Origin of the sequence: Burkholderia sp. THE68 (assembly GCF_009938265.1) — a bacterium.
GTDB lineage: Bacteria > Pseudomonadota > Gammaproteobacteria > Burkholderiales > Burkholderiaceae > Caballeronia.
The window spans coordinates 2710532-2736818 of the sequence record NZ_AP022315.1; the positions used below are offsets into that span (position 1 = coordinate 2710532).

Below are 26287 nucleotides of genomic sequence, written 5' to 3' on the forward strand. Positions count from 1 at the left end.
CGAGCGCTCGAGGGATATCTCAACCGATCGTCATCAAATTCGCATTACCGCCCGCCGCCGCCGTGTTCACGCTCACCGAGCGTTCCGTCAGCAGACGTTCGAGCGCGTAGTCCTCGCCGTCGTGGCCAGCGTCGGCGAATGCCCCCGCCGCCACACCCTGCACCGATACGATCGGCCCCGGGCGCTTCGCGACTTCCTTCACGAGCGACAGCAGTTCATCGCTGTCGCCCTCGAACAGCACGGCGTCGAAGTCCTCCGCCGCCTTGCGCACATAAACATAAGGCTTCAGCGACGCCGGCAGCGAAGCCGCCAGCTGCTCGCCCGCCGATCCGCTGAACAACGCGCGGTTGCCCGTCGCGAGCACGGCGGCCAGTTGCGCACGCGCGCCGCTCGCCGTCGCCGCCACGCACAGCACCGTGCCGCGCGCGCCGAGCGTGTACGTGTTGCGCTCGCCGGTCGGGCCGTTCAGCACCGCCGTCGCGCCCGCCATTACGTGTTGCAAATAGCCATCGCAGCGCGCGGCCGTCTGCGGATCGCGTTCGCCGATCGCCCAGTCGCGCAACGCGGTGAGCGCCGCGGCGGGCGTGTCCTTCGACGCGGCCTGATCCACCACGAGCGTGCTCGCGAGCGACTTCGGCAAACCGGTCGGGCGCTTGGCCAGCAGCCGCTGCAAATACAGCGCGCCGCCCGCCTTCGGACCCGTGCCCGACAGCCCTTCGCCGCCGAACGGCTGAACCCCGACGACCGCGCCGATCACATTGCGGTTCACGTAGATGTTGCCCACGTGCGCCCGCGCGATCACATGCGCGATGGTTTCGTCGATGCGCGTATGGATGCCGAGCGTGAGCCCGTACCCGGTCGCGCGAATTTGGTCGAGGAGTTTATCAAGGTTCGACCGGCGATAACGCACCACGTGAAGCACCGGGCCGAACACTTCGCGCTTCAGTTCGTCGATGCCGTCGAGCTCGATGAGCGTCGGCGGCACGAACGTGCCTTGCGCGCAGTTGTCGGGCAGCGGCAGTTGCGTCACGTTGCGGCCCTTGTCGCGCATGCCGGCGATGTGCGCGTCGATGCCGCGCTTCGCGTCCGCGTCGATCACCGGGCCGACGTCGGTCGACAGGCGATCCGGATTGCCGACCGCGAGCTGGTTCATCGCGCCGGTCAGCATTTCGAGCGTGCGGTCGGCGACATCGTCCTGCAGGCACAGCACGCGCAGCGCCGAGCAGCGCTGGCCGGCCGAATCGAACGACGACTGCAGCACGTCCGCGACGACCTGCTCCGCGAGCGCGGACGAATCGACGATCATCGCGTTCTGGCCGCCGGTTTCGGCGATCAGCGGAATCGGGCGGCCGTCCGGATCGAGGCGCTCGGAGAGCGTCTTGTTGATGAGGCGCGCGACTTCCGTCGAGCCGGTGAACATGACGGCGCGCGTGCGCGGATCGGCGACCAGCGCCGCGCCCACGGTTTCGCCATTGCCCGGCAGCAGTTGCACCGCGCCTGCCGGCACGCCCGCTTCGCGCAGAATCCGCACGGCTTGCGCGGCGATCAGCGGCGTCTGTTCAGCCGGCTTCGCGAGCACCGGATTGCCAGCGGCGAGCGCGGCGGCGACCTGCCCCATGAAGATCGCGAGCGGGAAATTCCACGGGCTGATACACACGACCGGACCGAGCGGGCGATGCGTGTCGTTCGAGAATTCGGCGCGAATCTGCGTCGCGTAGTAACGCAGGAAGTCGATGGCCTCGCGAATTTCCGCGATGGCGTTCGGCAGCGACTTGCCCGCCTCGCGCACGACGAGGCCCATCAGCGTGTGCATCTGCGCTTCGAGCAGATCGGCGGCGCGCGTGAGGCAATCGGCGCGATCTTCGACGGGCGTCGCCTGCCAGATCGGCGCGGCGGCCACCGCGTTCGCGATGGCGGCGCTCACCTGTTCCGGCGACGCTTCCACGACCGTGCCGACGAGATCGCGCAGATCCGACGGATTGCGCACGTCGCGCGCGACGCCGTTGGCGATGTCACCGCCTTCGAGCATCGGTTCGGCGCGCCACGGATGATGTGCGCTCGCCAGCAACGCCGACGACAGCGACGCCAGACGATGCTCGTTCGACAGATCGAGGCCCATCGAGTTGAAGCGCTCGTTGCCGTAAAGCTGACGCGGCAGCGGAATCTTCGCGTGCGGCGCGCCGAGCGGCGTGATCTCCTGCGCTTCGTCGATAGGATCGCGCACGAGTTCCTTCACCGGAATGGATTCATCGGCGATGCGATTCACGAACGACGTGTTCGCGCCGTTCTCCAGCAGCCGGCGCACGAGATACGCGAGCAGCGTTTCGTGCGTGCCGACCGGCGCATACACGCGGCACGGACGGTTCAGCTTGTCGCGGCCGGTCACTTCTTCGTAGAGCGGCTCGCCCATGCCGTGCAGGCACTGGAACTCGTACTGGCCGGGATAGTAGTTCTGTCCCGCGAGGTGATAGATCGCGGACAGGGTGAATGCATTGTGCGTCGCGAATTGCGGGTAGACGGCATCGGGCGCGCCGAGCAGTTTCTTCGCGCACGCGAGGTACGAGATGTCCGTGTAGATCTTGCGCGTGTAGACCGGATAACCTTCGAGGCCATCGACCTGCGCGCGCTTGATTTCCGTATCCCAGTACGCGCCCTTCACGAGACGAATCATCAAACGATGACGACTGCGGCGCGCGAGATCGATCAGATAGTCGATGACGAACGGGCAGCGCTTCTGATAACCCTGCACCACGAAACCGATGCCGTTCCAGCCCGCGAGTTCCGGATCGAAACAGAGCGCTTCGAGCAGATCGAGCGAGATTTCGAGGCGGTCGGCTTCCTCGGCGTCGATGTTCAAACCGATGTCATAACGCCGTGCCAGTTGCGCGAGCGAGCGCACGCGCGGCAGCAGCTCGTTCATCGTGCGTTCCTGCTGCGAGCGCGAATAGCGCGGATGCAGCGCGGACAACTTGATCGAAATGCCCGGGCCTTCGTAGATGCCGCGGCCGCCGGCCGCCTTGCCGATCGCGTGAATGGCCTGCTCGTACGACGCGTAGTAGCGCTGCGCGTCTTCCTCGGTCGTCGCGGCTTCGCCGAGCATGTCGTACGAGTAGCGGAAACCGCGCGCCTCGTACTTGCGGCTGTTCGCGAGCGCCTCGGAAATCGTTTCGCCGGTGACGAACTGCTCGCCCATCAGGCGCATCGCCATGTCCACGCCCTTGCGGATCAACGGCTCGCCGCCCCGACCTATCAGACGCGTCAACGCTGACGACAGACCCGTCTCGCTGTTCGTCGTCACGAGCTTGCCGGTGATCATCAGGCCCCACGTCGCCGCGTTCACGAACAGCGACGGCGCCTGGCCCATGTGCGATTTCCAGTCGCCCTTGCTGATCTTGTCGCGGATCAGCGCGTCGCGCGTGGCGCGGTCGGGAATGCGCAGCAGCGCTTCGGCGAGACACATCAGCGCGACGCCTTCCTGGCTCGACAGCGAGAACTCGTGGATCAGCCCTTCGACGCCGCCGCCCGAACTCTTCGCGCGCAGCGCTTCGACGAGCCGCGTCGCGAGCTTTTCGGTTTCGGCGGAGACGGTCGCGGGCAGACGCGCCTGACCGATCAGGAACGGCACGCACTCCGGCTCCGGCCGGCGATACGCCGCCGTGATCGCCGCGCGAAGCACGGATTGCGGCTGCACGTTCTGCGCGAAATCGAGGAAGGGATGCAGCGCGCCGTCTTCGTCGCCGTCGACGGGCGCGGCGTCGGACATTTCGGACGAGCCGTTCGCGCCCGACAGCTCGGGCGGAAGCTGGCCGTGCTCGATGCGCTCGAGGTAGGCGAAGATCGCCTGCTTGATCAGCCAGTGGGGAGTGCGTTCGAGACGCGTCGCGGCATCTTTCAGCCGGGAACGCAGGAGATCGTCGACTTTGACGCCAAGGGTTGTGCTCGCCATATTTCCTTCGTTTGCCGGTCGTGCTCAGCCGGCCAGAGACCTGAAAAGTTGGCGAATCGTACTCCGCTGATATAAAAGGTGCAACCGAGATTTTCGCTAGGGTTGCACCACGATGAACCCTTACGCCACAAGGGCTTGAGCGGTGCACCGCCAGCCGGTCGTCAACGCGTTCGTCCTAGTATTTTCCCTAATCCGATATTTTCGAGACATCCCCTAAATCAATGCCCGGCCTGCGCCGATATAAACGCAATGCGCCGCATGGCGCGGCATGCGCGGCCGATTCGCCGCGATATCGGGAGAACGACGAGCATGAGCACTTGGATGGTGATAGCCAGCGTTTGGGCGATGTTCGCAGTCTGCGTCGTGCTGTTCGTGCGAGGCGCATCGCCGCACGTCCAGCGGTCCGACAAGATCGCCGATGAACCCGACCGGCCCGCCGGCGATGTGTCCCGCGCCAAGGTTTGAGCCGCGCGATCAGACGTCCAGCGGATCGACTTCGACGTTCCAGCGCAGCACGCCCTTGAGCGAGCGCAGCACCGGCTGCCACGCGCGCAGCGACGCCTGCAGCGCCGCACGCGACGCGCTTTCGAGCAGCAATTGCGCGCGGTGGACATTGAACACTTTCACGATGGTGAGCGGCACCGCATCGTAGACCGTCACGCGGTCCGCGCCCGGTAGCGGCGCGAATCCCGCCGCCGCTTGCTCCAGGAACCCGAGCGCGGCTTCCAGCGTGCGGCCTTCGGCGCGCAGCATCGCCTGATAGACGAACGGCGGCAGGCGCGCGTCGCGCCGCTCGGCGAGCGTCGAGTTGGCGAAACCCACGTAGTCTTGCCGCGACAGCGCCTGATACAGCGCGTGGCGCGCATAACGCGTCTGGATCATCACTTCGCCGGGCAAACCCGCCCGCCCCGCGCGTCCGCTCACCTGCGTCAGTTGCGCGAACAGCCGCTCGCTCGCGCGGAAGTCGTGCGAGAACAGCGCGGTGTCGGCATTGAGCACGCCCACGAGCGTCACGCGCCGGAAGTCGTGGCCTTTCGCGATCATCTGCGTACCGACGAGAATGTCGACTTCGCCCGCGTGCACGTCCGAAAAGAGCGCCTGCGCGCTGCCCTTGCGGCGCGTGCTGTCGGCGTCGATACGCAGCACGCGCGCGCCCGGCACCACGCTCGCAAGTGTCTCCTCGACGCGTTGCGTGCCGCGGCCCATCGGCGCGATATCGATGTTGCCGCAGTCCGGGCACGACTTCGGAATGCGCGACTCCCATCCGCAGTGATGACAGCGCAGCGCGCGCTCCGGCTTATGCAGCACGGCATAGGCGCTGCAGCGCGGGCAGCCCGCGACCCAGCCGCAGGCGTCGCAGGAGAGGATCGGCGCATAGCCGCGCCGGTTCAGAAACACGAGACTCTGCTCACCGCGCTCGAGGCGCGTCTTCAATGCGGCGATGAGCGGCCCCGCCAGTCCGTCCACCGACGCGCGGCCGCGTTGTCTTTCCTCTTCCAGATCGATGAGCTTCACGCTCGGCAACGCCGCTTCGGCGACGGCGCGGCGCGAGAGCGTCAGCCGCGTGTAGCGGCCCTGCTCCGCCTGCCACCAGGTTTCGAGCGACGGCGTCGCCGAACCGAGCACGACGGGAATGTCCAGTTGCTTCGCGCGATAGATCGCCAGATCGCGCGCGGAGTAGCGCAGGCCTTCCTGCTGCTTGTAGGCGGGATCGTGTTCTTCATCGACGACGATGATCGCGAGCTTCGGCATCGACGCGAGAATCGCGAGGCGCGTGCCGAGCACGATGCGCGCGCTGCCGGTATGCGCCGCGAGCCAGTTGCGCGCGCGCTCGCCTTCGGCCAGGCCGCTGTGCATCGTGACGATCGAGCCTTCCGCGAGCGCCGCGAAACGCGCGCGGAACGCGGCTTCGAACTGCGGCGTCAGGTTGATTTCGGGAACGAGAACGAGCGCTTGCGCATCCGGGCGGGCGGCGAGCAGCGCAGCGAGCGCGTGCAGATAGACCTCGGTCTTGCCGCTGCCCGTCACGCCGTGGAGCAGGAACGGCGCGAAACCTTGCGCGCCGGAGATGGCCTCGACGGCGTCGCGCTGTTCGTCGGTCAGCATCGGCAAAGGCGCGGCGCCGGTCGGAGAAATAGCATCGGGCTCGATGACGTTTTCCGTTACTGCTTCGATCCAGCCGCGCGCGAGCCAGTCGTCGAACGTCGCGCTCGCTTTCGGATGCAGCGCGCGCGCATCGGACAAGGCGAGCCACGGTTGTTCGGCGAGCGCATCGGCGAGACGGCGCAGGGCGCTTGCGCGCGCGGGCAACGCGTCCGGCAGATGCACGCGCCCTTCCGGCAATAGCCGATAACGCGGCTCGACGGCGAAAAGACGATCCCAGCGCGAGGCATCGCGCAGCGCTTGAGGCAGCGCCGGCAACGCGACTTCGCCCAGACCGCGCTGATAGTAATCGGCGGCGAAGCTGGCAAGCGCGATCCACGCTTCGGATAACGGCGCGCAACGCTCGCAGATCCCCGTGACGGCGCGCAGTTTGTCGGCAGGCACGTCACTTGTAGGGGTGATTTCGCAGATCAGTCCGACGATTTCCCGCCGCCCGAACGGCACCCGCACCAGCATGCCGATGGCCGGTGTCTGCTCCAGCGTGTAGCGATAGTCGAACAGCACCGGCATGGGCTGATCGACGGCCACGCGGACGAAGAGGTCGATCACCGTGCGCGGCCTCGCGCGCAGCGTTGTGGTACACGGGCGAGGCTGTAGCCGACGAAGTTAAAGTGAAACATCAGAATCGCCTGTAAACCGCCGATTATTTTTGGATTTCCGTCGCTTTCCACAGGCCTGTGGATAACTTTGTTGAGAAGTGCGTTTGCGAAGACCGCAAAGTGCGCCGCGAAAGCTCTATGTGCGCTAGCCCACATTTCGGGCGAAGCTTTGAAAAATCGTTAAATATCATTGACTTGAAGCACATATAGCGACACTTTATTGGCTGCTCGGACCCATACGTCTGATGGCGCGCCGCAGCGAACAAAATGTGCATAAGTTCAGTCTTGACATCGGGGAAGGTCGCGTGAGCCGGGCGATCCGGACGGAATGATCCAGCCCCTGACAACCCGTCGTGGCGCATCGACGCTGCACTGCAGCATGCGGCCCGCGAAGGAATCAACTTGCCGACGAACCTGCGCGCATCGCACGGCTGTGACGATGAACTTCGTCGACGAGTTCCGCCACATGCTCGGGCGGCGTGAACTGCGAAATGCCGTGGCCCAGATTGAAGACGTGGCCCGGAAAATTCCCGAAGCTATTCAGCACGGCGCGCGCTTCGGTTCGGATCGCCGCAGGCGGCGCGAAAAGCACGCTCGGGTCGATATTCCCTTGCAGCGCCACGCGCGACCCGACTTTCTGCCGCGCGGTATTCAGGTTCATGGTCCAGTCGAGACCGACGGCATCGACGCCCGTCGCGGCGATTTCCTCGATCCACAAACCGCCGCCCTTCGTAAAGGTGATGACCGGCACGCGCTCGCCATCGTGCTCGCGCTTGAGGCCCGCGACCACCTTCGCGATGTATTCGAGCGAGAAGCGCTGATACGCGCCATCGGCGAGTGCGCCGCCCCAGGTGTCGAAGATCATCACGGCCTGCGCGCCGGCTGCGATCTGCGCGTTCAGGTACGCGGTCACGGCTTGCGCGTTGATGTCGAGAATGCGGTGCATCAGGTCGGGGCGCGAGTACGCCATCGACTTGACGGTGCGATGATCGTCGGAGCCGCCGCCTTCGACCATGTAGCATGCAAGCGTCCACGGACTGCCCGAAAAGCCGATCAGCGGCACTTTCTGGCGGCCTTGCGCGTCGGTGAGCGCGCGGCGGATCTGGCTCACGGCGTCGGTGACGTAGGACAGCGTGGCGCCGATGTCCGGCACGGCAAGGCGCTTCACGTCGTCTTCCGTACGCACGGTGCGCTCGAAACGTGGACCTTCGCCCTGGACGAAGTTCAGGCCGAGGCCCATCGCGTCGGGCACGGTGAGGATGTCGGAAAAGAGAATCGCGGCGTCGAGCGGAAAGCGTTCGAGCGGCTGGAGCGTGACTTCGGTCGCGTAGTCCGGATTCTTCGCGAGGCCGAGAAAACTGCCCGCGCGGCCGCGCGTCGCGTTGTACTCCGGCAGATAGCGTCCTGCCTGGCGCATCAGCCAGATCGGCGTGTAGTCGGTCGGCTGGCGCAGGAGCGCGCGCAGGAAGGTGTCGTTCAGAAGAGTGTGTGCCACGTCGCTCGATGCTGAAGGCAGAGAATCGTCCATTCTACCGGAGCGGCCCGGCGTTTTCGTTGACTGAGCCCGGCAATTCGGGGAGGCTCATGCAGCGCGGCCTATGCCGTTCAGCCGGGTGTTCAGAGACCCAAAGGCCTAGTTATCATCGACACGCCTCTACAACTAAAACCAGGAGAATCGATGCAACGCACGTCTGTCAGTCTCGCTGCTTCCGCCCTTGTCATGTCGCTCGCGCTCACGGGCGTCGCGCAGGCTCAAACGATTCAGGCCGGCGCTGTCGCCGGCGCGAAGCCTGCGGCATCGGCGCCCGCCGCCGTGGCGCCCTCGCGGCTCGACGATATCCTCGCGCGCCACACGCTGCGCATCTGCACGACGGGCGACTACAAGCCTTACTCGTTCCTGCGCCCGGACGGGCAGTTTGAGGGGATCGACATCGATCTCGCGGACAGCCTCGCGAAGTCGCTCGGCGCGAAGGCGGAGTATGTGAAAACGTCGTGGTCGACCCTGATGAACGATTTCGTCTCCAAGTGCGACATCGCCGTGGGCGGCATCTCGACCACGCTGGAGCGACAAAAGCGCGCATTCTTCACCGCGCCGTACATGGAAGACGGCAAAACGCCTATCGTGCGTTGCGGTGATGTCGACAAATATCAGACCGTCGAACAGATCGATCAGCCGAACGTGCGGACCATCGTCAATCCGGGCGGCACCAACGAGCGCTTCGCGAAGCAGTTCTTTCCGCACTCGCAGTTGATCGAGTATCCGGACAACGTGACCATCTTCAAGCAGATCCTCGACGGCAAGGCCGACGTGATGGTCACGGACGCATCCGAAACCCTGCTTCAGCAAAAGCTCAATCCCGGCTTGTGCTCGGTGCATCCGGACAAGCCGTTCCAGTTCGGCGAGAAGGCATATCTGCTGCCGCGCGGCGACGTGCCGTTTCAGCAGTATGTCGATCAGTGGCTGCATCTCGCCCGGTCGTCGGGCGAGTTTCAGGGCGTGTACGACAAGTGGCTGAAGTAACGCTCAGCGCGCCGCGCGCGTGAGTTCGCCCGCGCGTTCGCCGAGCCGGCGCAGCCAGCCGAGTGCCGCGTCGGACTGCGAATGGATGCGCGCAAAGCCGTGCGTCATGTCGCGCGCATCGATCATCTCGACGCGGCCGCCGTTGGCTTCCAGAAAGCGCTTGAGCTCGCAGGCGTCGTCGTAGAGCGGATCGTAGCCCGCCGCGACGACGATCGCGGGCGCCGGCGTGCGCTCGTACGGTTCGGACAGCGGAAACGCGCGCACATCGTGTTCGTGCGGCGCTTCGCCCGACAGAAACTGGGTCCAGTACCACTTCATTTCGTCGTTGGTGAGGCCGGGGCCGTTCGCATTGGCGATGCAACTGGGGCTTTCGAACTGCCGCCGCAGCGCCGGATAGAGCAGCAATTGCAAGCCGACGAGGCCAGCCACGCGCTGGTTCGCGCCGCGCGCCGCGACGACGGCCAGATGCGCGCCCGCGCTGTCGCCGCCGACGGCGAGCCGGTCGGTCGCGAAGCCGAGACGCGAGCGATGCTCCGCGAGCCAGATCAGGGCGTCGAGCGCGTCATCGCACGGCGCGGGAAACGGGTATTCGGGCGCAAGCCGATAGTCGACGCTCACGACAGCGCACTGTGAATCCAGTGCGAGTTGTTCGACGAGACCGTCGTGCGTGTCCAGATCACCGATCACCCAGCCGCCGCCATGGAAGTAGACAATGAGCGGCAACGGGCCGCGGGCTGCTTTCGCCTTGTAGACGCGGGCGGCAAGCGTGCGGCCTTCCAGCGGAATCTCGATGTCTTCGAGAATCACGTCGCTGCCACGTTCGCGGGCGTAAGCTTTGGCAATGTCGCTGAAGCGCTTGCGCACCGTTTGCGCGTCCGCATCCGCCCCCAAAGGAGGAAAGGCTTCGGCACTTGCGCGGTAGTAGCGAAGCAAGGCTGCATCGATGGTCATGCGTGTCTCCATAGCTTTTTGTCAGTGAAATATCGTTGGGAACGGGGCTTTGCGCATCGATTTCATGCGTCCGCGCGTTCGATTTTCGCGGAAAGCTAGAATAATCGCACTAGTCCTTAAAGCGGCATTTATCGGTCGACGGGGACCGAACGCGTAAATCCTCCGAATAACGGACAATATATCCGCGCAAATCAGAAGAATCGCGCGAGAAAATTGCCCGTGAGCCTTATTCCACGGGGGTTACAACCTGAAACACTTTGTTACGGCGACCCGGAATCAATTCGCCCACAATCTGTTGAAACGGTTTCAACACGGATGTATTCGGGCGCGCTGTGCAAAAGCCGCGTGATCCGGTGGCAGACTTTTGGTCGAAGCTCTCTTGCTGGGGGCATCCGTGTTGGGATCGTTCTTCGAGTGCACAAGCATTCGAAACATCCCACGTTTGGTCTCCTCGCGCTAACCCCGTAGCGTGTGGTTTTTAGCGGGCTCCAGGCCCGCTTTTTTTTCGCCTGGACAAACGTTTGCCATGTCTGAAGGTTCAAGGACATGGGCGTTTGGTTCCACGACAAAGGGAGCGCCACGGCGCTCCCTTTGTCATTTCATGCCCCGTGTAGCGTGCGGCTTACGCGGTTTTCGCTTCGGCCAGCTTCAACTCGTCGATCATGCGGGCGCGCATCACGAACTTTTGCGCCTTGCCGGTGACGGTCATGGGCAGTTCGTCGACGAAGCGGATATAGCGCGGGATCTTGTAGTGCGCGATCTGCCCCTGGCAGAACTCGCGGATATCCTCTTCGCTCGCCTGTTCGCCCGGACGCACGACAATCCACGCGCACACTTCCTCGCCGTACTTCTGATCCGGCACGCCGAACACCTGCACGGATTGCACCTTCGGATGACGGAAGAGGAATTCTTCGATTTCGCGCGGATAGATGTTCTCGCCGCCGCGGATCAGCATGTCCTTCAGCCGCCCGACGATGTTGCAGTAACCTTCTGCGTCGAGGGTCGCGAGGTCGCCGGTGTGCATCCAGCCGTCGACGATGGCCTCGCGCGTCTTCGCGTCGTCGTTCCAGTAGCCCTTCATCACCGAGTAGCCGCGCGTGCACAGCTCGCCGGTCTCGCCGACCGGCACGATATTCCCCAGCGGATCGACGATCTTCACCTCCAGATGCGGCTGAATGCGTCCGACGGTCGTCGTGCGCTTGTCGAGGGGATCGGTCGTCGAGCTCTGGAACGATACCGGACTGGTCTCCGTCATCCCGTACGCGATCGTGATCTCGCTCAGGTGCATCGTCGAAACGACACGCTTCATCGTCTCGATCGGACATGGCGAGCCCGCCATGATGCCGGTGCGCAAGCGGCTCAGGTCGTATTTCGAGAAGTCGGGGTGATCGAGTTCGGCAATGAACATCGTCGGCACGCCGTGCAGCGCGGTGCACTTCTCCTCGTGGACCGCGGTGAGCGTCGCGCCCGGGTCGAAGGCTTCGCCAGGAAACACCATCGCGCAGCCGGTCGAGACGCACGCCAGCACGGCCAGCACCATGCCGAAGCAGTGGTACAGCGGCACGGGGATGCAGAGCGAATCCTGCTCCGTGAGCCGCATCGCCATCGCGATGTAGCGTGCGTTATTGACGATGTTCCGATGCGTCAGCGTCGCGCCCTTCGGATTGCCGGTCGTGCCGCTCGTGAACTGGATGTTGATCGCCTCGTCCGAGCCGAACTGCGCTTCGAGCGCATCCAGTTTCGCGGCATCGGCCTGCGCGCGGCCCGTGTGCATCACGTCATTGAAGTTGAGCATGCCGGGCGTCTTGCCCTCGCCCATGCGGATCACGGCGCGCAATTCCGGCAGCTTCGCGGCGTTCAGTGCGTTGAGCGCGGCGTCGGCGAGTTCGGGTGCGAGCGCCTGGAGCATCTCCAGATATTTCGATGACTTGAACTGCTCGGCCGCGATGATCGCCTTGCACCCGACCTTGTTCAGCGCATATTCGAGCTCGGCCAGCCGATACGCCGGATTGATGTTCACCAACACCGCGCCCATGCGCGCGGTGGCGAATTGCGTCAGCAGCCATTCCGCGCGATTCGGCGACCAGATGCCGACGCGGTCGCCCGCCTGGATGCCGAGCGCGAGCAGCCCGCTCGCCAGCACATCGACTTCATTGGCGAACTCGCGCCAGGTCCAGCGGATGTTCTGCTCGCGGAACACGACGGCCGGGCGGTCGGGAAACCGGCTCACCGTTTCGAGAAAAAAGCGCGAAACGGTTGCGTTCGTCAACGGGATGTCGGTCGCGCCGCAAACGTGGGAAATGCCGTCGCGCGGTTCGATCTGCGCGCCGGCTTGCGTCGGTTCAATTGCCATCGATGGTCTCCGCCATGGTGAGTCGCCGCCCGATGAAGGCTAAATGGAGGCCATTGTGCATCGCAAAGACGCGCGCGGGCATTGAGTGTTTCCCCGCAATGCCGATTTGCCACCGGCCACAAAAATCGCGCTGAATCAGACACTTATCGACGAATCAAACGCGGTCTACATAACCGATATGCAGTTTTGCGCGCGCGATTTGCCGATTTGGAGCATAAAAAAAGCAGCCCGAAGGCTGCTTTTTTGTACTGCTGAACGCCGCGCGGCGCGTCACGCTCAGTGCTTCGCGTGCGCCTTGCGCAGACGCTGAATCGCTGCGAGCTGAGCCGTCGCGTAAGCGAGTTCCGCTTGCGCGGTCGCGTACTCGAGTTCCGAGGTGTTGTTCTGAATCGCTTCCTCGGCACGCTTCTTCGCCTGCTCCGCTTTCGCTTCGTCGAGATCGGCGCCGCGGATGGCGGTATCGGCGAGCACGGTCACGATGCCCGGCTGGATTTCGAGAATCCCGCCTGCAACGAACACGAACTCTTCCGAGCCGTCTTCCGCCTCGATGCGCACCGCGCCCGGACGAATACGCGTGATGAGCGGCGTGTGGCCGGGCAGAATGCCCAGTTCACCCGCTTCGCCCGGCAGCGCGACGAACTTCGCCTGGCCCGAGAAGATCTGCTCTTCCGCGCTGACGACGTCTACCTTGATGGTTGCCATTTATGTCGACTCCTGGTGAGTGTTGTTCGCGGACGCCAGCCGTCAGACTGACGCCCCAGAGACACACCCGACCTTTACTGGATCTTCTTGGCCTTTTCGAAGGCTTCGTCGATCGTGCCGACCATGTAGAACGCCTGCTCCGGCAGATGATCGCACTCACCTTCGACGATCATCTTGAAGCCGCGGATGGTTTCCTTCAGCGGCACGTACTTGCCCGGCGAGCCCGTGAACACTTCCGCAACGTGGAACGGCTGCGACAGGAAACGCTGGATCTTGCGCGCGCGCGCGACCGACAGCTTGTCTTCCGGCGACAGTTCGTCCATGCCCAGAATCGCGATGATGTCGCGCAGTTCCTTGTAGCGCTGCAGCGTTTGCTGCACGCCGCGCGTGATCGAGTAATGCTCTTCGCCGATCACGTTCGGGTCGATCTGACGCGAGGTCGAATCGAGCGGGTCCACTGCCGGATAGATACCCAGCGAAGCGATGTCACGAGACAACACGACGGTTGCGTCCAAGTGGCCGAAGGTCGTAGCCGGCGACGGGTCGGTCAAGTCATCCGCAGGGACGTACACGGCCTGAACCGACGTGATCGAGCCGGTCTTGGTCGACGTGATGCGCTCTTGCAGCTTGCCCATTTCTTCAGCCAGCGTCGGCTGATAGCCCACTGCCGAAGGCATACGACCGAGCAGTGCGGACACTTCCGTACCCGCCAGCGTGAAACGGTAGATGTTGTCGACGAAGAAGAGAACGTCGAGACCTTCGTCACGGAAGTGCTCGGCCATCGTCAGACCGGTCAGCGCGACGCGCAGACGGTTGCCCGGCGGCTCGTTCATCTGGCCGTACACCAGCGCCACTTTGTCCAGAACGTTCGAGTCCTTCATTTCGTGATAGAAGTCGTTCCCTTCACGGGTACGCTCACCCACGCCCGCGAACACGGAATAACCGCCGTGTTCCTTCGCGATGTTGTTGATGAGTTCCATCATGTTCACGGTCTTGCCCACGCCTGCACCGCCGAACAGACCGACCTTGCCGCCCTTCGCGAACGGGCAGATCAGGTCGATAACCTTGATGCCGGTTTCGAGCAGTTCCGTCGACGGCGACAGCTCGTCGAACTTCGGCGCTTGCTGGTGAATCGAGCGCACCGTGGTCGAATCGATCGGGCCCGCTTCGTCGATCGGACGGCCAAGCACGTCCATGATGCGGCCCAGCGTCGGCTTGCCGACCGGCACGCTGATGGGCTTGCCCGTGTTCTTGACCATCGTGCCGCGGCGCAGACCGTCGGATGCACCCAGACAGATGGTGCGCACCACGCCGTCGCCCAGCTGCTGCTGGACTTCGAGCGTCAGTTCGGTGCCTTCCAGAATGAGCGCGTCGTAGATCTTCGGCATGTGCGCACGCGGGAATTCCACGTCGATAACGGCGCCGATGCACTGTACGATCTTGCCTTCTACCAAAGCAGTAGTACTCATCGCATTTCCTTTAGATACTATGTTCTTTCACGCGGTCAGCAAAATCAGACCGCTGCGGCGCCGCCGACGATTTCCGACAGTTCTTTCGTAATCGCGGCCTGGCGGCTCTTGTTGTAGACGAGCTGCAGTTCGTTGATCACGGTCTTCGCATTGTCCGAAGCGGCCTTCATCGCGACCATCCGCGCCGATTGCTCCGACGCCATGTTTTCCGCGACTGCCTGATAGACGAGCGCTTCGACGTAGCGCACGAGCAGCTCGTCCACCACGGTTTGCGCGTCCGGCTCGTAGATGTAATCCCACGAGGTCTTCGGCGTCTCGCCTTCGGCTTGCTTGTCCGCTTCCTTGTGCAGGTCTTCCGCCGACAACGGCAGCAGCTGCTCGATCACCGCTTCCTGCTTCATCGTGTTGATGAAGCGCGTGTACGCCAGGTACACCGCGTTGATCTTGCCTTCCGAGTACAAGTCGAGCTGCACCTTGATCGCGCCGATCAGCTTTTCCAGATGCGGCGTGTCGCCCAGTTGCGTGACTTGCGACACGACACTGGCCTTCAGGCGATTCAGGAACCCGAGACCCTTGCTGCCGATCGCCGACGCCTCGATCTTGACACCGCTCTGATCGAGTTCCTTGATCTTGAGCAGCGACGCACGCAGCACGTTCGTGTTCATGCCGCCGCACAGACCCTTGTCGGTCGTGACGAGGATCAGGCCGGCCGTCTTCACGCCCTTGTTCTCGACCATGAACGGGTGGCGATACTCAGGGTTCGCCTTGCTCATGTGCGATGCGATTGCGCGGACCTTGTCGGCATACGGACGGGCGGAACGCATGCGTTCCTGGGCGCGGCGCATCTTCGATGCGGCGACCATTTCCATCGCTTTCGTGATCTTGCGCGTGTTCTGCACGCTCTTGATCTTGCCGCGAATTTCCTTCATTCCAGCCATTGCTTACTCCTTGATCGAAGCCGCGCGATGTTCAGGGACATCGCGCGTTGCTCCTCAGTCCCGATCAATAAGCGCCCGACTTCTTGAAGTCCTTCAGCGCGGCATGCAGTGCGCCTTCGTCGTCCTTCGACAAGTCTTTATTGTCTTCGATGCGCTTAATCAGATCGGCGTGGCTGGTCTTCAGGAATTCGCGCAGGCCCTTTTCGAAAGGCAGAACTTGCGAGACTTCGAGATCGTCCAGATAGCCGTTGTTGGCTGCGAACAGCGCAACCGACAGTTCCCACACTTGCAGCGGTTGATACTGCGGCTGCTTCAGCAGTTCCGTCACGCGGCGGCCGCGTTCGAGCTGCTTGCGGGTGGCTTCGTCCAGGTCCGATGCGAACTGCGCGAACGCAGCCAGTTCACGATACTGCGCGAGGTCGGTACGGATACCGCCCGACAGCTTCTTCACGACCTTGGTCTGAGCCGCACCACCGACGCGCGACACCGACACGCCCGCGTTGATCGCGGGACGGATACCGGCGTTGAACAGGTCGGTTTCCAGGAAGATCTGGCCGTCGGTAATCGAGATCACGTTCGTCGGAACGAACGCGGTCACGTCGCCGGCTTGCGTTTCGATGACGGGCAGTGCCGTCAGCGAGCCGCTCTTGCCCTTCACTTCGCCGTTCGTGAACTTCTCGACGTAGTCTTCCGAGACGCGAGCCGCACGCTCGAGCAGACGCGAGTGCAGATAGAACACGTCACCCGGGTACGCTTCACGGCCCGGCGGACGGCGCAGCAGCAGCGAAATCTGGCGATACGCCCACGCTTGCTTGGTCAAATCGTCATAGACGATGAGCGCGTCTTGCCCGCGATCGCGGAAGTATTCGCCCATCGTGCAGCCGGCGTACGGCGCGAGGTATTGCATCGCGGCCGATTCCGAAGCCGAAGCCGCCACGACAATGGTATAAGCCATCGCGCCGGTTTCTTCGAGCTTGCGCACCACGTTCATGATCGACGAAGCCTTCTGGCCGATCGCGACGTAGATGCAGAAAAGGTCCTTGCCCTTCTGGTTGATGATCGCGTCGACGGCCACCGCGGTCTTGCCGCACTGACGGTCGCCGATGATCAGCTCGCGCTGGCCACGGCCGATCGGCACCATCGAGTCGATCGACTTCAGACCCGTTTGCACCGGCTGCGACACCGACTTACGCCAGATCACGCCCGGCGCGATCTTTTCGATGGCGTCAGTGGCCTTCGCGTTGATCGGGCCCTTGCCGTCGATCGGGTTGCCGAGCGCATCGACCACGCGGCCGATGAGTTCCGGACCAACCGGCACTTCGAGAATGCGGCCCGTCGTCTTGACGATGTCGCCTTCCGAGATGTGCTCGTACTGACCGAGAATAACGGCGCCGACCGAGTCACGTTCGAGGTTCAGCGCAAGGCCGAAGGTGTTGCCCGGGAATTCGAGCATTTCGCCCTGCATCACTTCCGACAGGCCGTGGATACGCACGATGCCGTCGGTCACGGAGATCACGGTGCCCTGGTTGCGAACGTCCGCGCTCGCTTCAAGGCCCTGGATCCGGCTCTTGATCAGCTCGCTGATCTCAGAGGGATTGAGTTGCATTATTCGCTCCTGATAGTCAATTCTGTTGCGTGCCAGCTAAGGCGCTTCTTTGGAAGCGTCAGGCGGTCAGAGCCGTCTGCATGCTGGCGAGGCGCGCGCGGACCGAGGTATCGAGCACTTCGTCGCCAACCGTCACGCGAACGCCGCCGATCAGCGACTGATCGACTTCGACGATCGGTTTCAGCTTGCGCTGGAACTTGCGTTCGAGGCTTGCAACGAGGTCGTTCAACTGTTCGCCTTCGAGGGGGAACGCGCTCACGATGTGAGCATCGGCAGCACCTTCACGGGCGTTCTTCAGCTCGTCGAACTGGACGGCGATTTCCGGCAGCAGCGGCAGGCGATGGTTCTCCACCAGCATGCCGACGAAGTTCTTCGCTTGAGGCTGGCTCTGCGCGAGCGGCGAGTTCACTGCGGCGAGCAGGAGATCGACGATTTGCTGACGGCTCACCTTCGGGTTCGAAGCGACCGTTTCCACTTCGGGCAGACGCGCAACCTGTGCCAGCTCCTCGACGAAGGTGGACCAGCCCGCGAGATCGCCGCTTTCGGCCACGCGGAACAGCGCTTCTGCGTAAGGACGAGCGATGGTTGCAAGTTCGGCCATGATCAGAGCTCGGCTTTGAGTTGATTCAGCAGATCGGCGTGAGCCTTCTGATCGACTTCGCGCTTCAGAATCTGCTCGGCGCCTTTCACAGCCAGTGCCGCGACTTCAGCGCGCAGCGTCTCGCGCGCCTTCACGACCTGCTGGTCGGCGTCCGCCTTGGCTTGCGCGACGATGCGCGCGGCTTCGGCCTGGGCGTTCGCCTTGATTTCGTCCGCGACTGCGGCCGCGCGCTTTTCAGCGTCGGCGATGCGTTGCTGGCCGTCGTTGCGCGCTTGCGCGAGTTCCTGGTCCACGCGCTTGTGCGCGGCTTCGAGTTCCGCTTTGCCCTTGTCGGCGGCGGCGAGGCCGTCGGCAATCTTTTTCGAGCGCTCGTCGAGGGCGTTGATCAACGGGGGCCACACGAACTTCATCGTGAACCACGCGAGGATCAGAAACACGACCATTTGCGCAAACAGGGTTGCGTTGAGATTCACGGTGTTTCCTTAAACGTTGCTTGATCGGAGGTGAAACGGTTAAAAGGCGCTCATCGGCTTGTTGAGCTCGATCAGCGCCTCATCCGTTCCGTTCAGGCGTCTTTAAAAGTCAGACGCACAGTTCCGAGGAACCTCAGCCTGCGAGCTTCGAGAGCAGCGGGTTCGCGAACGCAAACAGCATTGCCACACCAACGCCGATCAGGAACGCCGCGTCGATCAGACCAGCCAGCAGGAACATCTTGGTCTGCAGCGGGTTCATCAGTTCCGGCTGGCGGGCGCATGCTTCAATGTACTTGCCGCCCATCAGACCGATACCGATACAGGCGCCGATTGCACCCAGGCCGATGATGATGCCGATACCGATGGCGGTCAGACCCTGGATGTTGGCGATGAAAGCTTGCATGATCACTCCTTTGATTTAAAGACTTTGGAACTGGATTTATAAAAAACGAAAACCTGAAAACTGAACGATTCCGGAACGTGCCGTCACGCGTCAGTGTGAGTCATGCGCCTGGCCGATGTACACCAGCGTCAGCATCATGAAAATGAACGCCTGCAACAACACGATCAGAATGTGGAAGATCGCCCAGACCGTGCCCGCGACCACATGGCCGAGGAAGCCGAGAACGGAGGTGTCCGCACCGAACGTCCACATGCTGCCCAGAAGGGCGATCAGCAGGAACAGCAGTTCGCCGGCGTACATGTTGCCGAAGAGCCGCATGCCGAGCGAAACCGTCTTGGCGACGAACTCGATGATGTTCAGCGCGAGGTTCGGAATCCACAGCAGCGGATGCGCGCCGAACGGAGCGGACAGGAGTTCGTGCACGAAGCCGCCTGCGCCCTTGATCTTGAAGTTGTAATAGATCATCAGCACGAACACGCCGAGCGCGATGCCGATGGTGCCGTTCAGGTCAGCCGTCGGCACGATGCGATGATGCGGCAGGACCTGTTCGAGACCCAGCCAGCCGATGACGCGGCCCGGCAAGTCGACGGGGATGAAGTCGAGCGAGTTCATCAGGGCGACCCAGACGAACACGGTCAGTGCGAGCGGAGCGATGAAGCGGCGGCTGCCGTGGATCATCGACTTCGACTGGTCTTCAACCATTTCGACCAGCATCTCGATGGCGCACTGGAAACGGCCGGGAACACCGGACGTCGCCTTGCGCGCTGCAAGACCGAGAATGAGAATGGTCACGAGACCGCACACAATCGACCAGAACAGCGTGTCGAGATTCCAGACGTGGATGTCGAAGATCGACGTCTGTGTCTGCGTGGAAAGATTCTGCAAGTGGTGCGCAATGTACTCGGACGGATCCAGAGCGTGCGTTCCTTCGCTAGCTGCCATATCGTTAAAGCCACCCAAATTGTCAAAAATCTTTCGCCGCCTGTCGCCGCCGAGCCGCCGCATCGCGTCGCGGCTCCGGTTCGAGAGGCCCGAGTGCGGAATGTGATCCGCACCTGTTCATATCCGATGCTACTTGCAACCCGTGCTGCAGGCACTTACCTGGGACGTCAAGAATCGTCACCGAAGCGCCATTGCAACCCAGTAAGTCTTCAGGGCGACGATGTACGTAACGAGCAAGGGCAGCCACAACGCGCTCTTGTACCAGTACGCGACCGCCACGAACATGGCAATCGTCGCTCCCATCTTGAGCGCCTCGCCGATCATCCAGCTCATGATCGTCTCGGCGCCGCTCCTCGCTTTCAGGCGCGAGGCGAACAAGGCGCTCGGCACCCAGCAGATTGCTCCCCCCAGAAATGCGGACAGCGCAGCATCGCCCGGCGGCTTGTAGAACAGCCACCACAACAGCGTCGCACCCAGGGACAAAACCATTTGCGCTGCCACAACTCTAAAAGGCGTGACACGCGATGGACGACTCACCTCAGGGCCAAACAGCTTCTCTGCCTGATCCCGCGTGAGCGGAACGATATTGTTTTCTTGCGCTTCGGCATCCCACGAGTCGTTCGACGAACCGCGCGGCTGATTTCCGGAGGCGTTCGCCTCGCCGGTTGCGTGAGCGTCCGGCGCTCGATTTTCCTCTCGCACCGTCTTCAAACCTTCAACCAAAAGTCCGGGAAATCACCCTGCGCTTTCGCAGCGCTTTCGAGGTGGCCTAGCTGATAAATCCGGGCGATTGTAAGCGATTGTTGTCGCGGATTCAATAGTTTAGGTGTGTCAAAAGCCAAGCAGACGAACCTTAAAAAACGGTCTCAAAAGTGAGACTTTCCTTGCAATTGCAAGGACATTATCAGTCGATGGAAGAGCTTCCGATCAGCGTCAAACGAGCACCCAACCGATGACCATCGCCACGATCCAGAACGGTATCGACACGATGTGAAATGGCATCCACATGCCTTTTTCGCCCGACAGTCTGACCGCGATCAAATTGGCCAGCGAGCCGATCGCCACGCCGAAGCCGCCGACGCTCACGCCGAAAGCGAGCGCGCGCCAATCCTTGGAGAACTCCGCGAGAACGATGGCGGCGGGTACATTGCTGATCGCCTGCGAAAGCACGGCGCCGGCCGCGTATGCGCGCACCGGCGTCCCGATGCCGAGATGCGCGATCGCCGCGTGAATCGACGGCAACGCGGCCGCGCTACGCAGCACGATGAACATCAACACGAAGATGAGCAGCAACAGCCAGTCGATCCGAAACACGACTTCGCGACGCCACAGCAGAAAGACGATCGCGAGCGCGGCGAGCGCGGGGCCGGCGTGATGCGCGTCGGCGAGAGCGACGAACGCGGCGAACGCAAGCACGCTGACGCCGCACAGCACGCGATCGACGCGATGTTCTTCGACATCGCCGGACAGATCGAGCGGTGCGGCGCGGAACATCGCGAAGGTGACGACGCCGAGCAGCGCCATCAACGCGGCGCACAGCGGCAACAGCGCCCATACGAACGCCGGAAAGCCGACGCCGCTCGTCTGCCATAGAAAGAGGTTCTGCGGGTTGCCTAGCGGCGTGAGGACCGATCCTGCATTGACCGCCAGTGCGATCACGATGACGAGCCGCTTGATCGGCAGCGGCGCGAGTTTGTGCAGCGACAACGCGAGCGGCACGACGGCGAAGAGCGCGACATCGTTGGTCAGTACCGTGGACAGACCCGCTGCCAGCGCGACGAGCAGCAGCGCGAGGGTTCGCTCGCCGTGAATGTGATGCACGAGCCGATGCGCCGCCCACATCAGGAATCCTGACAATTCGATCGCCTTTGTCAGGATCAGGAGACCGGCGAGCGTGAGCACCGTCTGCCAGTCGACGAGACCCGGCAGCGACATCAAGGGACGCGGATGCGCGATCTGCAGCGCGATCAGCGCGACGACGAGTATCGACAGAACCGGCTCTTTGGAGACGGCTCGCCAGATACGCGCGAAGAAATCGGACCGTGGACGGTCGGCGTTGTATTCGGACAAGTGGCGCGCGAAATCAGGCTGTGGGCGTGGTGGTTTCGATGCTGCCGCGCAGCTTCGTCAGGATGCCTTCGAGCGAGTCGAGATTGCCGAAGTCGATCGTGACCTTGCCACGCCCTCTTCCACCCAGCTTGATCTTCACATTCGCGGACAGCAGATCGGACAGCTCTTCTTCCAGACGGCGCGTATCACGTCCGCCGTCGTTCGCGGCGCGCGCTTTTGTCGCAGGCGCTTCTTTGGTCGTCGCGGCGACGAGGCGTTCGGTTTCACGCACCGACAGACGGCGGTTCACAACGTGATTGGCGAGCTGGATCTGCGTGGCGGCGTCGACTGCGAGCAGCGCGCGCGCGTGACCCATGTCGAGGTCGCCGGCGAGCAGCATCGTCTGCACGGGCGTCGCGAGGTTCAACAGGCGCAGCAGATTCGACACCGCGCTGCGCGACCGGCCGACCGACTCGGCGGCCTGTTCGTGCGTGAAGCGGAATTCGTCGAGCAGACGCTGGATGCCCTGCGCCTCTTCCAGCGGGTTCAGGTCCTCGCGCTGAATGTTCTCGATCAGGGCCATCGCAGCGGCCGCCTGATCTGGCACGTTTTTTACCAGAACCGGAACTTCATCGAGACCGGCCATGCGCGCGGCGCGAAAACGTCGCTCGCCCGCGATGATTTCGTAGTGATCGTCGCCGACCGAGCGCACGAGAATGGGTTGCATCAGCCCTTGCGCGCGAATGCTCGCGGCGAGCTCCTGGAGCGCGCCTTCGTCCATCCGGGTACGCGGCTGATACTTGCCGGCCTGCAGCTTGTCGAGCGGCAGCACCGTGGGCATGCCTTCGCCGCGCACGGCTTCCGTGATGTCGACGCTGCCGCCGAGCAATGCATCCAGGCCACGGCCCAACCCCTTCTTCTTCATCACAGCGCTCATTTCGGTTCCTCCGTCGGCGTTCTCTGCCGCATCGAATGGGTTTGCTTAGTTGACGACGTCGAGCGCGCGCACGCGCTCGATCATTTCCGTGCCGAACTGGATATACGCCTGCGCGCCACGCGAAGACTTGTCGAACACGACGCCCGGTAGCCCGTAGCTCGGCGCTTCGGCGAGGCGCACATTTCGCGGGATCACAACGTCGAACAATTTGCTGCCAAAGTGTTCCTTCAATTGATCCGACACTTGCTGCTGCAACGTAATTCGGGGATCGAACATTACGCGCAGAAGGCCGATGACCTTCAGATCGCGATTCAGATTCGCGTGGACCTGCTTGATGGTATTGACAAGATCGGATAGCCCTTCCAGCGCGAAGTACTCGCACTGCATCGGAATCACGACGCCGTGGGCCGCGCACAGCGCATTGAGCGTCAGCAAGGAAAGCGCCGGGGGGCAATCGATCAGCACAAAGTCATAGTCATCGACTACTTCGGCAATCGCGACGCGCAGAATACGTTCGCGATTCTCCATATCCACGAGTTCGACTTCGGCGCCCGCCAGTTCGCGATTGGCCGGCAGCACGTCGTAATTGACGGCGGGTGGACGCACGCGCGCCTCACGAAGCGTGACGCCATCGACCAGCACTTCATAGACGGTGTTCTCGCACGCTGCCTTGTCGATGCCGCTGCCCATTGTCGCGTTGCCCTGCGGATCGAGGTCGATCAGCAGCACGCGCTGATCGAGCCCTGCGAGGCTTGCCGCGAGATTGACCGCTGTCGTGGTCTTTCCAACGCCGCCCTTCTGATTTGCGACGCAGAAGATTTTTGCCATCGTTTAGAGTCCTCGTTTCTTCGCTGTCAGAAGATCAGCGTGGCTGGAATGCCGAATGGAACCGCACGGCGGACCGTTATTCTGGCTCGACGGCAATCTCGACCAGATGCCGCTCCGCATCGAGCATCGGAACGATCAGGCGCTCGATACCGAGCACCTTGGCGCCTGCCGGGAGACGCGTGGCTTCGGCATCGGGCCTCACACCCTTCATTGCCAGAATCCGCCCATCATCGGCTACCAGATGACGCGAAAGTGTAACGAAATCGGAGAGCTCTGCGAATGCGCGCGACACGATTACGTCAAATTTTTCCGGCACTTCGATACCCGGACGCAAACTTTCGACGCGCCCCGTCACAACCGACAGATTGCTCAGACCTAACTGCACCTTCACTTGCGACTGAAATGCCGTTTTCTTGTGAACGATGTCGTTCAACGTGACACGCAATTCCGGCAAGGCGATCGCCAGCACGATACCAGGCAAACCGCCACCCGAACCAACGTCAAGCACTGCCGCAGGTTTACGCGCTGACACAGCCGGCATGATGGCAAGCGAGTCCAGGATGTGCTGGATCACCATCTGCTGCAGATCGCGGATCGCCGTCAAGTTATACACGGCATTCCACTTGCCGAGGAGCGCAACGTAATTGAGCAGTGTCTGTTTTTGCGATGACGACAGCGCAAGGCCAAGTGCGGCGACGCCCTTTTCGAGCGTCGTCGCCAAGATTAGATTGCCTTCCGTCATTGAACCGCCGTCGGGTTCGCGGATGCGGAATCGTCGCCGGCCGAATTGCGGCCACGACGGCCAGCGCCGCGCTTCAGATGAACCATCAACAGCGATATTGCGGCCGGAGTGATGCCGGAGATGCGTGACGCCTGCCCGATCGTCTCTGGGCGGTGCTGCAACAGCTTTTGACGCGCTTCAAAGGACAAGCCACGGACATCGTTATAGTCGAGGCCTTCGGGCAAGCGCGTATTCTCCTGCGCGCCGTTGCGGACGATTTCGTCGGCTTGGCGATCGATGTAGCCCTGATACTTCACGCCGATTTCGATCTGTTCCTTGATCTGGGCGGCGAGCACCAGGTCTTCGGCAAGCGCCGCTTCGGGACCACATGTGCCATCGCGGAGCGCGCAGACACCGTCATAGGAAACGCCCGGGCGGCGCAGAAGATCCGCCAGGCTATATTCGTGATCGATCGGCTTGCCCAACAAGGCGGTGGCCTCCTCCGCTGACAATGTCTTCGGATTAACCCACGTCGAACGAAGCCGCTGTGTTTCACGTGAAACAGCGTCGCGTTTGCGGCTGAATGCATCCCAGCGGATGTCGTCGACAACACCCAACTCGCGCCCAATCTCGGTGAGACGCATGTCCGCGTTGTCCTCACGCAGCGAGAGACGATATTCGGCACGGCTAGTGAACATCCGATACGGCTCCGACACGCCACGCGTGACGAGATCGTCGACGAGAACGCCCAGATAGGCCTGATCGCGGCGCGGAGACCACGCCTCTTTCCCCTGCACTTGCAGTCCGGCATTGATGCCCGCGAGCAAGCCCTGCGCAGCAGCTTCTTCGTACCCTGTCGTGCCATTGATCTGTCCGGCGAAGAACAAGCCCCCGATGGCCTTGGTTTCCAGCGAAGCCTTCAGCGCGCGTGGATCGAAATAGTCGTATTCGATCGCATAGCCAGGACGCAGGATGTGCGCGTGCTCCAGACCGCGCATCGACCGGACGAGATTGAGCTGGACATCGAACGGCAGGCTGGTCGAAATGCCATTCGGATAGAACTCGTTCGTCGTCAGCCCTTCCGGTTCCAGGAAGATCTGGTGCGCGTCTTTCGAAGCAAAACGATGAATCTTGTCCTCGATCGACGGGCAATAGCGCGGTCCGACGCCTTCGATGACGCCCGTATACATCGGTGAGCGGTCGAGACCGGAGCGGATTATGTCGTGCGTTTGCGAGTTCGTATGTGTGACCCAGCACGGCATCTGCTGCGGATGCTGCTCCACCCGTCCGAGAAACGAAAACACCGGAATTGGATCAAGGTCACCAGGCTGCTCTTCGAGTTTCGAAAAATCGATCGTACGACCGTCGATACGCGGCGGCGTGCCGGTCTTGAGCCGGCCTTGCGGGAGCTTCAACTCCTTCAAGCGTGCCGACAAGGAAACCGCTGCCGGATCGCCCGCGCGTCCACCGACATAATTGTTCAACCCGACGTGAATCTTCCCATCGAGGAAGGTGCCGGCCGTCAGCACCACGGCTCGGGAGCGGAAACGAAGGCCAACCTGCGTCACTGCGCCGACCACGCGATCGCCTTCGACCATGAGATCGTCGACGGCCTGCTGAAAGAGCCACAAATTCGCCTGATTTTCGAGCCGATGACGGATCGCCTGCTTGTAGAGGAGACGATCAGCCTGGGCGCGCGTCGCCCGCACCGCCGGACCTTTCGACGAGTTGAGGATGCGAAACTGGATGCCCGATTCGTCCGTCGCGGCAGCCATGGCGCCGCCAAGCGCGTCGACTTCCTTGACGAGATGGCCTTTGCCGATCCCGCCGATCGACGGATTGCAGCTCATTTGGCCCAACGTCTCGATGTTGTGGGTCAAAAGTAGCGTTTTGCAGCCCATGCGCGCCGAAGCGAGCGCGGCCTCAGTGCCTGCGTGACCGCCGCCAACGACGATCACATCAAATTCTGTGGGATAAAGCATCGGAGATCTCGTGTACGAACGACACGAACCTGAAGAAGGAATAGCTTCGAATTATAACGGCTTCCTTCCTGCCTCGAATTCGATCGACCGTCCACAGGCGAAA

At 62.5% G+C, this 26287-nt stretch carries 21 protein-coding genes; 2 read left to right on the forward strand and 19 right to left on the reverse strand.

Going from position 1 to position 26287, the window contains the following annotated elements:
- Nucleotides 1-19 precede the first annotated feature (19 nt).
- A complete protein-coding gene (gene putA / locus BTHE68_RS12895; protein ID WP_162066619.1) occupies nt 20-3946 on the reverse strand; it encodes a trifunctional transcriptional regulator/proline dehydrogenase/L-glutamate gamma-semialdehyde dehydrogenase in 3927 nt (1308 codons plus the stop codon).
- A gap of 309 nt (nt 3947-4255) precedes the next feature.
- On the opposite strand from putA, the gene BTHE68_RS36600 reads away from it, so the two are divergent.
- Nucleotides 4256-4411 carry a hypothetical protein gene (locus BTHE68_RS36600; RefSeq protein WP_174258013.1) on the forward strand — a complete coding sequence of 52 codons (156 nt, stop codon included), beginning with the start codon at nt 4256-4258 and terminating at the stop codon, nt 4409-4411.
- Between the two features lie 9 nt (nt 4412-4420).
- Here BTHE68_RS36600 and BTHE68_RS12900 read toward each other — a convergent pair whose 3' ends face one another.
- Both BTHE68_RS12900 and hemE read right to left on the reverse strand, forming a co-directional pair.
- Nucleotides 4421-6658: a primosomal protein N' gene (locus BTHE68_RS12900; protein WP_162066620.1), complete on the reverse strand. Its 2238-nt coding sequence runs from the start codon at nt 6656-6658 to the stop codon at nt 4421-4423.
- A gap of 447 nt (nt 6659-7105) precedes the next feature.
- Nucleotides 7106-8203, reverse strand: coding sequence for a uroporphyrinogen decarboxylase (gene hemE / locus BTHE68_RS12905; protein WP_162066621.1), 1098 nt, complete (start codon nt 8201-8203; stop codon nt 7106-7108).
- 183 nt (nt 8204-8386) lie between these two features.
- Here hemE and BTHE68_RS12910 point away from each other — a divergent pair, with 183 nt between their 5' ends.
- Entirely contained in the window at nt 8387-9229 is an 843-nt protein-coding gene (locus BTHE68_RS12910; protein WP_162066622.1) for a transporter substrate-binding domain-containing protein, read from the forward strand.
- 3 nt (nt 9230-9232) lie between these two features.
- Here BTHE68_RS12910 and BTHE68_RS12915 read toward each other — a convergent pair whose 3' ends face one another.
- The 16 genes from BTHE68_RS12915 to mnmG form a co-directional block, all read right to left on the reverse strand.
- A complete protein-coding gene (locus BTHE68_RS12915) occupies nt 9233-10180 on the reverse strand; it encodes an alpha/beta hydrolase (RefSeq protein ID WP_162066623.1) in 948 nt (315 codons plus the stop codon).
- Between the two features lie 622 nt (nt 10181-10802).
- The gene (locus BTHE68_RS12920; protein WP_162066624.1) at nt 10803-12533 is read right to left on the reverse strand and encodes an AMP-binding protein; all 1731 of its coding nucleotides are present in this window, start codon (nt 12531-12533) and stop codon (nt 10803-10805) included.
- Nucleotides 12534-12809: 276 nt separating this feature from the next.
- On the reverse strand, nt 12810-13235 hold the full coding sequence (locus BTHE68_RS12925) for a F0F1 ATP synthase subunit epsilon (RefSeq protein WP_029672474.1): 426 nt from the start codon (nt 13233-13235) through the stop codon (nt 12810-12812).
- 74 nt (nt 13236-13309) lie between these two features.
- Nucleotides 13310-14704 carry a F0F1 ATP synthase subunit beta gene (gene atpD, locus BTHE68_RS12930; protein ID WP_162066625.1) on the reverse strand — a complete coding sequence of 465 codons (1395 nt, stop codon included), beginning with the start codon at nt 14702-14704 and terminating at the stop codon, nt 13310-13312.
- A 44-nt stretch (nt 14705-14748) separates the two neighbouring features.
- Nucleotides 14749-15642, reverse strand: coding sequence for a F0F1 ATP synthase subunit gamma (atpG, locus tag BTHE68_RS12935; protein WP_162066626.1), 894 nt, complete (start codon nt 15640-15642; stop codon nt 14749-14751).
- Between the two features lie 64 nt (nt 15643-15706).
- Nucleotides 15707-17248, reverse strand: coding sequence for a F0F1 ATP synthase subunit alpha (atpA, locus tag BTHE68_RS12940; RefSeq protein WP_162066627.1), 1542 nt, complete (start codon nt 17246-17248; stop codon nt 15707-15709).
- Nucleotides 17249-17306: 58 nt separating this feature from the next.
- Nucleotides 17307-17849 carry a F0F1 ATP synthase subunit delta gene (locus BTHE68_RS12945; RefSeq protein WP_162066628.1) on the reverse strand — a complete coding sequence of 181 codons (543 nt, stop codon included), beginning with the start codon at nt 17847-17849 and terminating at the stop codon, nt 17307-17309.
- A gap of 2 nt (nt 17850-17851) precedes the next feature.
- A complete protein-coding gene (locus BTHE68_RS12950; RefSeq protein WP_162066629.1) occupies nt 17852-18322 on the reverse strand; it encodes a F0F1 ATP synthase subunit B in 471 nt (156 codons plus the stop codon).
- Between the two features lie 133 nt (nt 18323-18455).
- Nucleotides 18456-18725: a F0F1 ATP synthase subunit C gene (gene atpE / locus BTHE68_RS12955; RefSeq protein ID WP_007180033.1), complete on the reverse strand. Its 270-nt coding sequence runs from the start codon at nt 18723-18725 to the stop codon at nt 18456-18458.
- A 90-nt stretch (nt 18726-18815) separates the two neighbouring features.
- Nucleotides 18816-19667, reverse strand: a complete 852-nt coding sequence (atpB, locus tag BTHE68_RS12960; protein ID WP_162066630.1) for a F0F1 ATP synthase subunit A — start codon at nt 19665-19667, stop codon at nt 18816-18818.
- A 177-nt stretch (nt 19668-19844) separates the two neighbouring features.
- A complete protein-coding gene (locus tag BTHE68_RS12965) occupies nt 19845-20378 on the reverse strand; it encodes an ATP synthase subunit I (RefSeq protein ID WP_232077882.1) in 534 nt (177 codons plus the stop codon).
- Nucleotides 20379-20600: 222 nt separating this feature from the next.
- Nucleotides 20601-21737: an SLC13 family permease gene (locus BTHE68_RS12970; RefSeq protein ID WP_162066632.1), complete on the reverse strand. Its 1137-nt coding sequence runs from the start codon at nt 21735-21737 to the stop codon at nt 20601-20603.
- Nucleotides 21738-21750: 13 nt separating this feature from the next.
- The gene (locus BTHE68_RS12975; protein ID WP_162066633.1) at nt 21751-22653 is read right to left on the reverse strand and encodes a ParB/RepB/Spo0J family partition protein; all 903 of its coding nucleotides are present in this window, start codon (nt 22651-22653) and stop codon (nt 21751-21753) included.
- Nucleotides 22654-22698: 45 nt separating this feature from the next.
- Nucleotides 22699-23481 (reverse strand): ParA family protein, encoded by a 783-nt coding sequence (locus tag BTHE68_RS12980; RefSeq protein WP_162066634.1) that lies wholly within the window; start codon nt 23479-23481, stop codon nt 22699-22701.
- 76 nt (nt 23482-23557) lie between these two features.
- Nucleotides 23558-24223, reverse strand: coding sequence for a 16S rRNA (guanine(527)-N(7))-methyltransferase RsmG (rsmG, locus tag BTHE68_RS12985; protein WP_162066635.1), 666 nt, complete (start codon nt 24221-24223; stop codon nt 23558-23560).
- Complete coding sequence (mnmG, locus tag BTHE68_RS12990; protein ID WP_162066636.1) at nt 24220-26184, reverse strand: tRNA uridine-5-carboxymethylaminomethyl(34) synthesis enzyme MnmG; 1965 nt, start codon at nt 26182-26184, stop codon at nt 24220-24222. Before mnmG ends, rsmG begins: the two co-directional genes overlap by 4 nt.
- Nucleotides 26185-26287: the final 103 nt, after the last annotated feature.